Below are 233 nucleotides of genomic sequence, written 5' to 3'. Positions count from 1 at the left end.
GTCCGTCGCCGACCCTCGGCTCGCGCGGTGGCCTGTACCCGGAAACCGCCTTGGTCTCGGTGAATGCCCAGGACGTGCTGCCCAAACTGCAGGCCCAGGCAGAAGCCGCCGTGCGTCTGCTGGGTTTCACCCCGAGCGCCAACGCACCGGGTGCGCCGCAGCTGACCATCACTCTGGCTGAACTGAAATACCAGTCGCCTAAAGACGGCCTGTACGTGACCGAAGCGTCCATC

General features: G+C 65.7%; 1 pseudogene. It reads left to right on the top strand.

Annotated features, from left to right (window positions below):
- Positions 1 to 233, top strand: a pseudogene (locus ACW9IR_RS30065) (YajG family lipoprotein); the annotation flags it as partial.

Source organism: Pseudomonas sp. SDT291_1_S447 (assembly GCF_054070155.1).
Note: the sequence above shows the minus strand (reverse complement) of the source record. Positions and strands in the feature narration are given on the sequence as shown.